Here is a 12,462-nt window from a genome sequence, read left to right on the forward strand (position 1 = left end):
GCGGTGTCAGGCGGCGTCGGGCTTCTTGTCGCGCTTGATCTTCGAGACCGGGTGATCGGGCGGATAGGTCGGCGTGACCGGCTTGGGGTTGCCGATCAGCACGCACATCAGCGCCTCTTCGATGCCCTCGTTGCGCAGGCCGCGATAGACGCCGGGCGGCACTGAAACCAGATCGCGTTCGGTCAGAACCGTCTCGACCATCTCGCCCTTGTGCTCGATGAAGAAGCGGATCTTGTGGCCCTTGAGGATGAAGAACACCTCTTCGGCGTCGCGGTGGATGTGCAGCGGCCCCTCGCAGCCGGCCGGCAGCACCATGGTCGAGAAGGTGAAGTTCTCGGCCGGGACGACATTCTCGTCATCCGTCACGCCGGTCGCGCCGGTGCCGATATAGCGCATCTGCGCGCGGCGATAGATCGGGTCGTAATCGGCCTGGAACTTCAGCGCGTCCCAGTCCAGCGTCCGGGTTTCATAGCGGGCGGTCCGGCTTTCGACCCATTCGCCCAGGGTCTTGCCCTCGGGGATCACCACGTCGTCGGGTTCGATCGACGGAAACTTCTTTGGCGCGGCAGACATTGACTTCTCCTTCTGATGTGACGGTTGGGGTGGAACGACCGGTCAGACCTGGGCGCGCGGCAGATAGTGCAGCAGGCGCGTTTCGACCCGGACGATGGCGAAATAAAGCAGGATGCCGATGACGGTCAGCAGGATGATCGCGTCGAAGACCATCGCGGCATTGGCCTGCCCCCCGCCATAGGAAATCAGGAAGCCCAGGCCGGTATTGCCGCCGACCAGCTCGCCCACGGTCACGCCGATCACCGCAAGGGTCGAGGCGATGCGCAGGCCGGCCATCAGGTTGGGCAGGGTCGAGGGCATCTCGACCTTCAGGAAGATGCTCCAGCGCGACAGGTTATAGGCGCGGGCAAGGTTGACCAGATCGCGGTCGATGGTCCGCATCGCCTGCAACACGTTCACCAGCACCGGGAAGAACACGATCAGCACCGTGACCAGCAGCTTGGGCATGGCGTTATAGCCGAACCACATGATGAACAGCGGCGCGAAGGCGACCTTGGGCGCGATCTGCAGGGCCAGGATATAGGGCGACAGCACCTTTTCCCAGAACTCGGACATGCCCAGCAGATAGCCCAGCATCGCGCCCAGCGCGCTGCCGATGGCAAAGCCCAGGATCGCGTACAGCGCCGTGGACAGCGTGTGCATCAGCAGGCCCTCGGTCGCCCACATGCGCCTGAACTCGGCGAGGCAGTCAGAGAGGGTCGGGATGATGTATTTCGGGATTTCAAGGACCGGCGGCAGGACCTGCCATGCAACCAGAAGTGCGACCAGAAGCGCCAGACTGACATATGTCGCCGTGCGGGGCTTGCGAGGGCGCACGACAGCCGGAGCGGTGGCGTCCGAGACGGCGGCGCTGCTCATTGCACGAACTCGTTGGTATAGAGATCCTCGACCGGAACGGCGCTCTGCACGATGCCTGCTTCGAGATAGAAGTCCTGCACCGCCTTCATCCGCGCAGGATCGAAGGTGCCCAGGGGATGACCTTCGGCCGGCGGATAGACCAGTGTGGCATAGTCTTCCAGGATCTTTCTGACCTCGTCTTCCCGGTCCTGATATTGCGGCACCACGGCCGCGAACTCCTGCGCCGCCGCTGCCGGATCGGCGGAAATGTCCTCGACCGCACGAAGGACCGCTGCGACAAACGCCCTGATCATTTCGGGTCGTTCAGCAATCGTCTCGCCCGAGGCGATGATTGCCTGCGCCATCGAGGGAAAGAGAGTATCGACAGGGACCTGGTCGATCTCGATCCCGGCTTCCTGAACACCCACGGTCGCGTCGGGTGAATCCGCGATCGCGTCCAGGCGGCCTGCGGCCATCAGCTGGATCAGCCCGCCCGCCCCGACCGACTGGATGCTGACATCGTTCTCGTCCAGCCCTTCCGACGCAAGAGCCCCCCGCAGCGCATAGTAGGTCGATGCCTGATATGAGATCACGCCAACCGTCTTGCCCTCAAGATCGGCAGGTCCGGTTATGCCGGTATCCGTGCGCCAGGCAAGTTGGGTCAGACCATGGCCGCCAAGCAGCGCGACACCGCGCACGTCAAGGCCATTGGGCCGAACGATGATCGGCGTGTCGCCGATGGCGCCGCCGAGGTCGGCATTGCCGGCAGCGACCTGGGTCGCGACATCGGCGCCGCCCTTGCCGATGCGGAACGTCACGTCAAGCCCGGCCTCCTCGAAATAGCCTTTCGACTTGGCAAGTTGCAACGGCGCGAAGGCCGGCAGGAAGTCGGGCGCGGGGAACAGGTAGGTGACGTTTTCGGCTGCCTGGGCAGACATGGCGCCCAATGCGAACGCGGCGGCTGCGGCAGTCATAAGCAGGCGGTTCATATCGTCGTCCTCGGTTGCAAGTGGAAATCTTCAGATGGCTTTTTCTTCAAGTTTCAGATGCCGGAACAGTTGCGCGGCGTAATCCGCAACCTCGGGCATGACCCGCCGCTTCAACGGATGGTCGCGGTTGGGCAGATCGACGCGGATCTCGGCGACGATCTGGCCGGGCCGTTCGGACAGAACGAAGATCCGGTCCGACATCAGCACCGCCTCGGCAAGATCGTGGGTGATCAGCAGCGTGGTCTTGCCGCTTTCCGCGATGGTCTCGGCAAAGCTGTTCTGCAACAGCAGCTTGGTCTGCGCATCCAGCGCCGAGAAAGGCTCGTCCAGCAGGATGATCTCGGGGTCGATGGCCAGGGTCCGGGCCAGGGCCGCGCGCTGGCGCATGCCGCCCGAAAGCTGATAGGGATACTGGTTCTCGAACCCGTCCAGATGGCAGCGGCGCAATTCGAACATCGCCCGCTCGCGCCGCTCGGCCTTCGATCCGGGTCGGGATTCCAGCCCGAACTCGATATTCGACACGATGTTGCGCCAGGGCAGCAGCAGATCCTTTTGCAGCATGAAGCCGACGTGATCGTTGGGACCGTTCACCGGCTCTCCGCTGACCAGCACCTCGCCCGAGGTCGGCTGATACAGACCGGCGGTCATCGACAGCAGGGTGGATTTGCCGCATCCGGACGGCCCCACGACCGACACGAATTCCCCGGCATTCACGGTGAAGGTGACATCGCGGATGGCGGTCAGCGGCGCGCCCGAATTGGTCGCGAACTGCTTGGTCAGGTTCCGGAACTCAAGCGCCATGGCCATGCTCGGCACAGGCCGCCTTAAGCGACGCGTTGATGTCCGCAAGCGCATGGGCCGGCAGCGCCGCGGTCAACGCAGCCTCGGCCGGTTCGATCTCTCGCCCGCAGCACTGATGGGCCAGTGCCGGTTGCGCGGAAACGCAGCCTCGCTGCGCCAGTCGGTCTTTGAAAACGTCCACCCTTGGTCTCCTCCATCCCGCAGGTGTGTTCATATAAGAACACTATGTTCATAAAATGATCGGGGATACAGCGCGACCTGTCAACGAAAAGTTTTTCGTCGGATTTTGCGGCGCTCAAGCCGCTGATATGACTGGATGTATGGACGGGAAGACGGGCACAGCCACCCGGCCCTGCTTGCGCGAATCGGCAGGGCGAGGTGCCTTTCTCGCCGGCACGTCGCAGGCGCTCCCCCGACTCAGCGCACCCGCGATGTCCGTAAGGGCGATGCGGCGCGTGGGGCGGTTTTGGGGCGCACCAGCATCGGACCATAGATCGCCACGAACCCGGCAAACGCCGCGATCCACAGCCCTGCCGACAGGTGCATCATCCATCCAGGCGCCGCCGCCAGCCCGGCCAGCAGGCGCGCCGCGACCGATCCGGTCAGCGCCAGATAGATCGCCGTCGTGCCCGCACCCGCATGCAGCGCGCGCCCCGTGTGGCCCAGCGTGGCGCGCGACATCACCGCCATCGTCATCGTCCCGATCGCCCCGGCCAGCCAGACATGGCGCGCCGCCGCAGGTGACAGCGCGCCCAGGCCCGCCGCCGCCTCGGCCAGAAAGCCCAGTGCCAGCATCGCGTATCCCAGATGCAGCACCCACAGCAAAGGCTCGGCCAGGACGCGGTGCCCGCACCAGCGCGACATGCGCCACAGATGCGCGGCCCCCGTCGCCAGCATCAGCACCGGCAGCACCGCCAGATCGGGCGACAGCACGAACAGCAGCAGAACCAGCCCGGTGCCGATCAGAACCGCGGCGTCAGCGCGGCCGAAGGCCACGGGCAGCGTCGTGCGGTCGCGCGCCGCCAGCCAGTTGCGGGTAAAGCTGGGAACGATGCGCCCGCCGATCAGCGCGATCAGCATCAGCGCCCCGGCCAGCCCAAGCCGCATCCCCGCGCCCTCGAAGGCGATGCCGGCGCGTTCGGCCTGGATGTGGAACATCGCGTTGCCCAGCCCGTACACCGCGACCAGCCCCAGAACCGGCAGGTTGCGCCAGTTCCGGCCCCGCACCACCTCGGGCAGCAGACAGGCCAGCAGCGCGACGATCATCGCCAGATCGGCCAGCATCACGGCCTGCCACGGCAGCAGCGCCGACACCGACACCGCGATCCGGCCCAGCACCCACAGCCCGGCCAGCGCGCCAAGCCCCCAGCCCATGACCGGCAGACGCCCGGTCCAGTTGGGCACGGCGGTCAGGACGAACCCGCCGATGACCGCCGCAAGATAGCCGAACAGGAATTCATGCGCGTGCCAGGTGATCGGATCGAAGCGCATCGGCAGCGGCGCGGCCCCCGCCAGCATCGCGATCCACAGGATCATCGCCAGCGCCGCCCAGATCGCGGCCAGCAGGAAGAAGGGCCGGAACCCGAAGCTGAGCAGCGCCGGCCCCCGATAGCTGCGCATCCGTTCCGCGGTTCCGGCCATCCGATCCCTCCTGTCAGGCGGCAAGCTGTTCGTCGGCGGGGCCGAAGAACTCGTAATGGATGCGGTCGGACGACACGCCCGCCGCCGTCAGATCCGTGACCAGCGCCCGCAGGAACGGCCGGGGGCCGCACAGATAGATGTCGGCCTGCGAAAGCGGCGTGTTCCGGCGCAGCCAGTCGACCGAGACCCGGCCCGGCAGCACGTCCGTCTCGCCGGCGAAATCCTCGTAGAAGGTGGCGATCTCGGTCCGGCCGTGGCGGCCCGCCGCATCGCGCACCTGCGCATCCAGCGCGTGACGCGCGGCGTTGCGGTTGGCGTGGACATACCAGGTCGGCAGATCGGGGTGTTGCGCGGCGATCTGTTCCATCATGCTGACCATCGGCGTCAGCCCGACCCCGCCCGACAACAGCACCACCGGGCGCGCGGGACGGTCGGTCAGGTGGAAATCGCCCGCCGGCGGCGTCGCCTCGATCACCGTTCCGACCGTGGCGCGATCGTGCAGGAACCCAGACGCCTCGCCGCCCGGCTCGCGCTTGACGGTGATGCGATAGTAATCGTGGTTCGGCGCGCACGAGATCGAATAGTTGCGCTTGACGCCCGCCAGCCCGGCCGCATCGAAGCGCAGGGTCAGATACTGCCCCGACCGGTGCGGCACGACCTTACCGCCATCTTCTGGCCGAAGGATGAAGGACATGATGTCCTGCGCCTCGGACCGGCGTTCGGCCACGACGAAACGGCGCCAGTCGGTCCAGCCGCCGGGATGGGCCATGATATCGTCTCGGATCTGCGCCTCGCGTCCTTGAAGGATGCGGGCCAGATGCCAATAGGCCTCGTCCCACGCCGCAAGAATGTCGGGGGTGGCGGCATCGCCCAGAACCTCGGCGATGGCGGCCAGCAGGGCGCGGCCCACATGCGGATAATGTTCGGGCAGGATCGCGTAGCCGACATGTTTCTGCGCCATCCGCTCGACCGCCGGGCCAAGTGCGGCCAGATCGTCGATATGGCGCGCATAGGCCAGCACCGCACTGGCCAGCGCGAAACGCTGCGCGCCGCTTTGCTGGTTGGCCTGGTTGAACAGCGCGGCGATCCGTTCGTCCTGGAACAGGCGGCGATACATGACCTTGGTGATCTCGGCGCCGTGTTCCTGCAGCGCGGGCACGGTGGCTTTCACAAGGGCGACGGTCCTGGGCGACAGCGAGTCGGGCATCAGCTTCTCCTTAACATGCATTCAGTTTGCATCTATACAGGCGCTATATACAACCACCCCGATCCCATCCAGTGTGACAAAATGAAGCTGTCCCGTTATTCCGATTATGCGCTGCGCATCCTGATACATCTGGCCCTTCATCCCGACCGGCTGATCTCGATCCGCCAGATCGCGGACATCTATGGCATCTCGCAGAACCATCTGATGAAGATCGCGCAGGATCTGGGTCATGCAGGCGTGATCCAGACCGTGCGCGGCCGCAATGGCGGTCTGCGGCTGGCCCGACCGGCCGAGGAGATCACCATCGGCGAGGTGGTGCGCCGGACCGAAACCCGTGGCCCGATCGTCGATTGCAGCGGCTGTTTGATTGCACGCGGCTGCGGCCTGCCGCCGATGTTCGCCGAGGCGCAAGAGGCGTTCATGTCCGTGCTGGACCGATACAGCCTGGCGGATGCCGCGATGCGGTCGGACACGCTGCGGCATCTGTTTGCCGTTGCCTGATCTGGCAGGCGGCCGCCCCCTGTGCTAACGCGTGACGCGCCGGAACCGGCAGGCCGGATCGGGCGGCGCGACAGCCCGCGCCGGACCCGCGCTGCGGCCCATCGCCGCGCGTCCGCCCATCGACAGGAATCCCTTGTGATGCGTCAGGCTGCGGCTATGAATGCGTCACGACCAACCGGAGAACGACATTGGGACAGATCGACGACAAGCTCGAGGACGTCTATGACGACGTGATGCGGCGGAATGCCGGCGAGGCGGAGTTTCTGCAAGCGGTCCGCGAAGTGCTGGAAAGCCTGGGTCGCGTGGTCGCGAAACGTCCGGATTATCTGGACAAGGCGCTGATCTCGCGCATCTGCGAACCCGAACGCCAGATCATCTTCCGCGTTCCGTGGATGGATGACGACAATCAGGTGCAGATCAACCGGGGCTTCCGGGTCCAGTTCAACTCGGCCATGGGGCCCTACAAGGGGGGTCTGCGCTTTCACCCGTCGGTGAATGTCGGCATCATCAAGTTTCTGGGGTTCGAGCAGACGTTCAAGAACGCGCTGACCGGCCTGCCCATCGGCGGCGGCAAGGGCGGATCGGATTTCGACCCCAAGGGCCGTTCCAACGCCGAGGTCATGCGATTCTGCCAAAGCTTCATGACCGAACTTTACCGCCATCTTGGCGAATATACCGACGTGCCGGCGGGCGATATCGGCGTCGGCGCGCGCGAGATCGGCTATCTCTTCGGTCAGTACAAGCGGCTGACCAACCGGTACGAGGCCGGGGTGCTGACCGGCAAGGGGCTGTTCTATGGCGGCTCGCTGGCCCGGAAAGAGGCGACCGGTTACGGCAACACCTATTTCACCCGCGCGATGCTGCAGACCGGCGGCGACGATTTCGACGGCAAGGACGTCATCGTCTCGGGCGCCGGAAACGTCGCGATCTACACGGTCGAGAAGGTGCAGGAATTCGGCGGCCGCGTGATCGCCTGTTCCGACAGCAGCGGCTATGTCGTGGACAATGACGGGCTGGACCTGTCCCTGCTGAAGGAGATCAAGGAGGTCAGGCGCGGGCGCATGGCCGAATATGCGCGGCTGAAGGGCGACCAGTCCGGCGCCTATTTCGTCAAGTCCGGCGCCGGCGTGATCTGGGACGTGCCCTGCCAGGTGGCCATGCCCTCGGCCACGCAGAACGAACTGACCGGCAAGGATGCGCGCAAGCTGATCAAGAACGGCGTCGTGGCGGTCGGCGAAGGCGCGAACATGCCCTGCACCCCCGAGGCGATCCGCATGTTCCAGCAGGCCGGCGTCAAGTTCGGTCCCGGAAAGGCGGCCAATGCGGGCGGGGTCGCGACCTCGGCGCTTGAGATGCAGCAGAACGCCTCGCGCGACCGCTGGACCTTCGAGAAGACCGAGACCCGTCTGGCCGAAATCATGAGCGATATTCACGACAGCTGCTATGAAACGGCCGAGGAATACGGCGTGCCGGGGGATTACGTGGCCGGGGCCAATATCGCCGGTTTCGTGCGCGTGGCCGAGGCGATGCTGGCCTTCGGCGTCATCTGACGACGCTGATCGTCTGCATCCGCAAGGCGCCGGTCACGGCGCGGCGTCTTGCGCCGCGTCCTCGGGCGGATAGATCACCTTGCCCGCATCCGTCCTTCGGGCCGAGGGCGTGGGCTTGGCGGGCACGATCTGTCCCGGTCCCATCAGGTGATCGACCGGGTGCCCGTTCAGCAGCAGGTAATCCACGATGATGCGCCGGTGGCAGCGCCACCAGACCGCTTCGGAACACATCAGGCAGACCCGCTGCGCCTCGACCCATCGCGTCAGCGCATCGAACGCTGACGCGAATCCCTCGCCAAGCGCATAATCGGCATAGTTGTGAAAGCTGCGGTTGCGCCATGTTGCGTTCAACGCATCGTCCACGTCATGCTGCACCGTCCGTCTGCCGCCCAGATCGGGACAATGCCGGTAATCTATCCCCGCCCGCGCCAGATCGTCCGGCAGGGTGTCGATGTTGAACTGCGGATTGGTGCGTGATCGCGGAAACGCGCGGACATCGACCAGCAGCCCGACACCCGCACCGGTCAGCATTCCCACCACCTCGTCCAGGCTGCGGTTGGAATGCCCGATCGTGGTGAACTGCGCCGGCATCAGTCGATCTTCGTCAGCGCGTCCTCTTTATGGGCGGCGATATGGTCGGTCTTGTCGCTTTCGATCTCGTATTGCGGTTCGTCCTTCGAGGCGCGGCGGCGATGCCCCTTATAGTCGAAATCGCTGTGATGCACCTTGACGATCTTGCCCGACACGCGGCCCGCCTCGGAATTCCAGCTGACGTGATCGCCGACAGAGAATGTGGACATGAGAAGCCTCCGATCTTTGGGCTGACAACGCCTGTGCTGCGCATCCGTTCCAGACCGCAGACGCGCGCGGCCCGGGCATCCGCCGGGCCGCGCGCATCTTGACGGACTGCAAACCGGATCAGGCCAGAAGCCGGTCGACCTGCTGGCGCACGCGGTCGGCGGCCTTGTGGCGCACCGGGCCATAGCCGCGAATCTCGGTCGGCGCCTCAAGGATCTGGCGGGCCCGGTCGGCGCCCAGACGGTCGAAATCCCGTTCGACCCGGTCCAGAACCCCATCGAACCACGCCAGCAACTCGCGATCCAGCTTGCGATCCTCGGTCCGCGCGAAGATATCCCACCGCGTGCCGCGCAGGCGCTTCATCCGGGCCAGCATCTTCATGCCCTGCCCCATCCACGGCCCGAACGCCTTTTTCAGCGGGCGCCCGCGACCGTCGGTGCCGGTCGGCAGCATCGGCGGAGCCAGGTGATAACGCACGCTATAATCGCCCTCGAACTGCTGCGCGACCGCATCCGAAAAACCTGTCTGGCTGTAAAGGCGGCCGACCTCGTATTCGTCCTTGTAGGCCATCAGCCGGAACAGCGACTTGGCCACGGCCTTGCGGTGATCGTCCGAGGCGGCGGGCACGGCGGCGTCGAACTGCGCGATCCGGTCGCGGTATTTCTGCGCATAGTCGCGATCCTGATATTCGGTCAGGAACGCCGCGCGATGTTCGATCAGCTCGGCCACGCCCTGCGGTTCCGCCGGCCGTCGATCGGCCAGGTGATCGGCCAGCGCGTCGGGATCGGCGGCCATGATCCGGCCCAGATCGAAGGCCATCGCGTTCTTGTCGATGGCGACGCCGTTCAGCAGGATCGCCTGTTTCAACGCAACCTCGCTGACCGGGACCAGCCCCTGTTGCCACGCCGCGCCCAGCAACATGATGTTGGCGAAGACCGCGTCGCCCATCAGCCGCTCGGCCGCCAGATTGGCGTCGAAGCCAAGCAGGTTTTCCGCCCCGACGGTCTTGCCGATCAGCGCCTCCCGGTCGTCGATGCGCAGATCCGCGTCGCGATGCAGGACCAGATCGCCGGTCGGCATCTCGGCCCGGTTCAGCACGATCCGCGTGCCCTGCCGGTAATGGATCGACGCCTTGGGCGAGGAACAGACGACGGCGTCGCAGCCGATCACCGCATCCGCATGACCGCGTTCGATGCGGACCTGATTGATCGCCGCCGGGTCGCGCCCGATGCGGACATAGCCAAGGACCGTGCCGAATTTCTGCGCGAAACCGGTAAAGTCCAGCACGCTGGACCCCTTGCCCTCAAGATGCGCGGCCATGGTGATCAGCGCGCTGACGGTCACGACGCCGGTGCCGCCCACCCCCGCCACCAGCAGATCGAAGGGCTGCGCCAGATCGGACATGCGCGGCTGGTCCAGCCGGGACAGCATGGACGGCAGGTCCAAGCCCACGGGTTTCGGCTTGCGCCGCTGTCCGCCCTCGACGGTGACGAAGCTGGGGCAGAACCCGTTCAGGCAGGAATAATCCTTGTTGCAGCTGGACTGGTTGATCCGGCGCTTGCGCCCGAACGGCGTTTCCACCGGTTCCACGCTGAGGCAGTTCGATTCCAGCGAACAGTCGCCGCAGCCTTCGCAGACCAGTTCGTTGATGACCACGAATTTCGCCGGGTCCTTCATCTTGCCGCGCTTGCGGCGGCGGCGCTTTTCGGTGGCGCAGGTCTGTTCATAGATCAGCACCGTCACGCCCGGAATCTCGCGCAGTTCGCGCTGCACGCTGTCCAGCTCGGCCCGGTCGTGCAGCGTGGTGCCCGACGGAAAATCGCGCAGATCGAATCGCTGCGGCGTGTCCGACACCAGCGCGATCCGCGTCACCCCCTCGGCCCGGCAGCTTTGGGCGATGCCCACGACGCTGACCGGGCCATCGACGGGCTGGCCGCCGGTCATCGCCACGGCATCGTTATACAGGATCTTGTAGGTGATGTTGGCGCCCGCCGCGACCGCCTGCCGGATCGCCATCGAGCCGGAGTGATACCACGTCCCCTCGCCCAGGTTCTGGAACATGTGCTTGCCGCCGTTCCAGCGCTGCGCGACGGCCAGCGTGACCCCCTCGCCGCCCATCTGGGCATAGCCCACGGTGTTGCGGTCCATCCAGCCGGCCATGACGTGACAGCCGATGCCGCTGCCGGCCATGCTGCCCTCGGGCAGCTTGGTCGAGGTGTTGTGCGGACAGCCGGAACAGAAATAGGGGGTGCGGGTGGCGCCCGGCACCTGCAGGACCGGGGCGGGCGTGTCGGTCAGGCTTTGGGCGCGGGCGACCAGATCCTCGTCGGGAAAGAAGGCGTGCAGCCGTTCCGCCAGCACCGGCACCAGCATCAGCGGCGTCAGCTCTCCGGTCCAGGGCAGCAGCGGGTCGCCGGCCGACCGATGCTTGCCCACCATCTTCTGCGGCTTGGCGCCCGGCCAGTCATAGAAATATTCCTTGAACTGGCTTTCGATGATGCCGCGCTTTTCCTCGATCACCAGCACCTCTTCCTTGCCGCTGACAAAGGCCAGCGCGTCGCGGCGCGCCAGGGGCCAGACCATGCCGACCTTGTAGATGTCGATGCCCAGACGGCGGCACGCGGCCTCGTCCAGACCCAACAGGCGCAGCGCCTCCATCGTGTCCAGATGGGCCTTGCCGGTGGTGACGATGCCGAACCGCGCGTCGGGCAGATCGAAGATGCGGCGGTCGATCGGATTGGCCTCGACGAAGGCTTCGACCGCGCGCAGCTTGTGGCCGATGCGGGTCTCGATCTCGGGGCTGGGCAGGTCGGACAGGCGCACATGGATGCCGCCCTGCGGGCCGATGAAATCGGGCTGCACGAAGTCGCGGTCCTTGGGCAGGGTCACCGACTGGCCCGCCTCGACCGTTTCCGAGATGGCCTTGAAGCCGACCCAGGTGCCCGAGAACCGCGACAGGGCGAACCCGTATTCGCCGAATTCCAGGTATTCGGCGATACTGGCCGGGTTCAGCGTCGGCATGAACCACGACATGAACGCCACGTCCGACTGATGCGGCATCGAGGACGAGACGCAGCCGTGATCGTCCCCGGCGACGACCAGAACGCCGCCCTTGGGCGCGCTGCCATAGGCGTTGCCGTGTTTCAGCGCATCGCCCGACCGATCCACGCCCGGACCCTTGCCATACCACAGGGAAAACACGCCCTCGACCTCGCAATGCGGGTCCAGCGACGCCTGCTGCGCGCCCAGAACGGCGGTCGCGGCCAGATCCTCGTTCACGGCGGGCAGAAACTCGATCCGGTCCTGTTCCAGCCGCTTGCCGATGCGCCACAATTCCTGATCCAGCCCGCCAAGCGGCGATCCGCGATACCCCGACACGAAGCCGGCGGTATTGCGCCCCGCCGCGCGGTCGCGCCGCGCCTGATCCAGCATCACCCGCACCAGCGCCTGCGTGCCGGTCAGAAAGACCCGTCCATCGCTGCGGTCATAGCGGTCGTTCAATTGATAGGTGTCGAATTTCGGATCGGGTCTGGTCATCGGCTGCGCCTTTCCGGGGTCGTGGCTT

At 65.8% G+C, this 12,462-nt stretch carries 12 protein-coding genes; 2 read left to right on the forward strand and 10 right to left on the reverse strand.

The annotated features are described in order from the left end of the window. Positions 1-6 precede the first annotated feature (6 nt). From JHW45_RS15865 to hmpA, 7 genes are all read right to left on the reverse strand, one after another. Positions 7-573 (reverse strand): cupin domain-containing protein, encoded by a 567-nt coding sequence (locus tag JHW45_RS15865; RefSeq protein ID WP_272858553.1) that lies wholly within the window; start codon positions 571-573, stop codon positions 7-9. Positions 574-615: 42 nt separating this feature from the next. Further along, positions 616-1,431 (reverse strand): ABC transporter permease, encoded by an 816-nt coding sequence (locus JHW45_RS15870; RefSeq protein WP_272858554.1) that lies wholly within the window; start codon positions 1,429-1,431, stop codon positions 616-618. Beyond that, positions 1,428-2,384 (reverse strand): ABC transporter substrate-binding protein, encoded by a 957-nt coding sequence (locus JHW45_RS15875; protein WP_272858555.1) that lies wholly within the window; start codon positions 2,382-2,384, stop codon positions 1,428-1,430. Before JHW45_RS15875 ends, JHW45_RS15870 begins: the two co-directional genes overlap by 4 nt. A 45-nt stretch (positions 2,385-2,429) precedes the next feature. Beyond that, complete coding sequence (locus JHW45_RS15880) at positions 2,430-3,206, reverse strand: ABC transporter ATP-binding protein (RefSeq protein WP_272858556.1); 777 nt, start codon at positions 3,204-3,206, stop codon at positions 2,430-2,432. After that, positions 3,190-3,381 carry a hypothetical protein gene (locus JHW45_RS15885; RefSeq protein ID WP_272858557.1) on the reverse strand — a complete coding sequence of 64 codons (192 nt, stop codon included), beginning with the start codon at positions 3,379-3,381 and terminating at the stop codon, positions 3,190-3,192. Before JHW45_RS15885 ends, JHW45_RS15880 begins: the two co-directional genes overlap by 17 nt. A gap of 236 nt (positions 3,382-3,617) precedes the next feature. After that, positions 3,618-4,841 carry an NnrS family protein gene (locus tag JHW45_RS15890; RefSeq protein ID WP_272858558.1) on the reverse strand — a complete coding sequence of 408 codons (1,224 nt, stop codon included), beginning with the start codon at positions 4,839-4,841 and terminating at the stop codon, positions 3,618-3,620. A gap of 13 nt (positions 4,842-4,854) precedes the next feature. Then, positions 4,855-6,048 (reverse strand): NO-inducible flavohemoprotein, encoded by a 1,194-nt coding sequence (gene hmpA, locus JHW45_RS15895; protein WP_272858559.1) that lies wholly within the window; start codon positions 6,046-6,048, stop codon positions 4,855-4,857. Between the two features lie 81 nt (positions 6,049-6,129). Between hmpA and JHW45_RS15900 the strand changes: the two genes are divergently transcribed. Then, complete coding sequence (locus tag JHW45_RS15900) at positions 6,130-6,549, forward strand: RrF2 family transcriptional regulator (protein ID WP_272858560.1); 420 nt, start codon at positions 6,130-6,132, stop codon at positions 6,547-6,549. A gap of 188 nt (positions 6,550-6,737) precedes the next feature. Further along, on the forward strand, positions 6,738-8,099 hold the full coding sequence (gene gdhA, locus JHW45_RS15905) for an NADP-specific glutamate dehydrogenase (RefSeq protein WP_336385794.1): 1,362 nt from the start codon (positions 6,738-6,740) through the stop codon (positions 8,097-8,099). A 33-nt stretch (positions 8,100-8,132) separates the two neighbouring features. On the opposite strand, the gene JHW45_RS15910 is transcribed toward gdhA, so the two are convergent. From JHW45_RS15910 to JHW45_RS15920, 3 genes are all read right to left on the reverse strand, one after another. Beyond that, positions 8,133-8,690, reverse strand: coding sequence for a DUF488 domain-containing protein (locus JHW45_RS15910; RefSeq protein ID WP_272858561.1), 558 nt, complete (start codon positions 8,688-8,690; stop codon positions 8,133-8,135). Then, positions 8,690-8,899 carry a hypervirulence associated TUDOR domain-containing protein gene (locus JHW45_RS15915; RefSeq protein ID WP_272858562.1) on the reverse strand — a complete coding sequence of 70 codons (210 nt, stop codon included), beginning with the start codon at positions 8,897-8,899 and terminating at the stop codon, positions 8,690-8,692. The genes JHW45_RS15910 and JHW45_RS15915 overlap by 1 nt, the downstream gene beginning before the upstream one ends. A 118-nt stretch (positions 8,900-9,017) precedes the next feature. Beyond that, positions 9,018-12,434, reverse strand: coding sequence for an indolepyruvate ferredoxin oxidoreductase family protein (locus tag JHW45_RS15920; protein ID WP_272858563.1), 3,417 nt, complete (start codon positions 12,432-12,434; stop codon positions 9,018-9,020). Positions 12,435-12,462 lie beyond the last annotated feature (28 nt).

The sequence above is a fragment of the Paracoccus stylophorae genome (assembly GCF_028553765.1).
GTDB lineage: Bacteria > Pseudomonadota > Alphaproteobacteria > Rhodobacterales > Rhodobacteraceae > Paracoccus > Paracoccus stylophorae.